Origin of the sequence: Streptomyces phytophilus (assembly GCF_013870535.1) — a bacterium.
Taxonomy (GTDB): Bacteria; Actinomycetota; Actinomycetes; order Streptomycetales; family Streptomycetaceae; genus Streptomyces; species Streptomyces phytophilus.
In genome coordinates this window covers 1-1,161 of record NZ_JACBXC010001613.1, presented here as the reverse complement: position 1 = coordinate 1,161, position 1,161 = coordinate 1, and the positions used below count along the sequence as shown (strand labels likewise).

General features: G+C 73.6%; 1 protein-coding gene. It reads right to left on the bottom strand.

Annotated features, from left to right (window positions below; all coding sequences use genetic code 11):
- Window positions 1-163 precede the first annotated feature (163 nt).
- The coding region (locus H5J30_RS34635) for an ATP-binding protein (protein WP_181791770.1) at window positions 164-1,161 on the bottom strand (998 nt) is incomplete at its 5' end.

Below are 1,161 nucleotides of genomic sequence, written 5' to 3'. Positions count from 1 at the left end.
CGCCCGCGTGCGTCTCACCCGCGAACCCGTCGCCCGCGTACGCCTCTTCCGTCACCCTCACCCCCGCTCCTCCTCCCTCTCCCGCCGCTCCCCTACTCCTCTTTTCTTTACGGTCCGCACCCCTCACCCGCCCCTCGCGCCGCCCGCGCCGCCCGTGCCGCCGTCACGCCGATAGCTCGCGGCACGCGCGGTAGAGGTCCTTCCAGCCGTCGCGCTCGCGCACGACCGTTTCCACGTACTCCTGCCACACCACGCTGTCGGCCGCCGGGTCGCGGACCACCGCGCTCTGGATGCCCGCCGCCACGTCGCTCGCGCGCAGCACCCCGTCGCCGAAGTGCGTCGCCAGCGCGAGGCCGCCGGTGACGACGGATATCGCCTCGGCCGTCGACAGCGTCCCGGACGGGGACTTCACCTTCGTCCGGCCGTCGGCCGTCTGCCCGTCGCGCAGTTCGCGGAAGACCGTGACGACCCGCCGGATCTCGTCGACTCCCTCCGGGAGCGGAGGCAGCTGGAGCGAGGCGCCGATCTGCGCGACGCGCTGCGTGACGATCCCGACCTCGTCCTCGGGGGACGCCGGCAGCGGCAGCACCACCGTGTTGAAGCGGCGGCGCAGCGCGCTGGACAGCTCGTTGACCCCCCGGTCGCGGTCGTTGGCCGTCGCGATGACGTTGAACCCACGGACCGCCTGGACCTCTTCGCCCAGCTCCGCGATCGGCAGGGTCTTCTCCGACAGGACAGTGATGAGCGAGTCCTGCACGTCGGCCGGGATCCGGGTCAGCTCCTCGACCCGCGCCGTCATGCCCTCCGCCATCGCCCGCATCACCGGGCTGGGCACCAGGGCCTCCCGGCTGGGTCCTGCCGCGAGCAGCTGCGCGTAGTTCCACCCGTAGCGGATCGCCTCCTCCGGCGTGCCCGCCGTGCCCTGGACGAGCAGCGTGGAATCGCCGCTGACCGCGGCGGCCAGGTGCTCCGAGACCCAGGTCTTCGCGGTGCCGGGCACGCCGAGGAGCAGCAGGGCCCGGTCCGTCGCCAGCGTGGCGACCGCCACCTCCACGATCCGGCGCGGGCCGACGTACTTGGGCGTGATGGCCGTGCCGTCCGGGAGCGTGCCGCCCAGCAGATACGTGGACACCGCCCACGGCGAGAGCCGCCAGCGCTCCG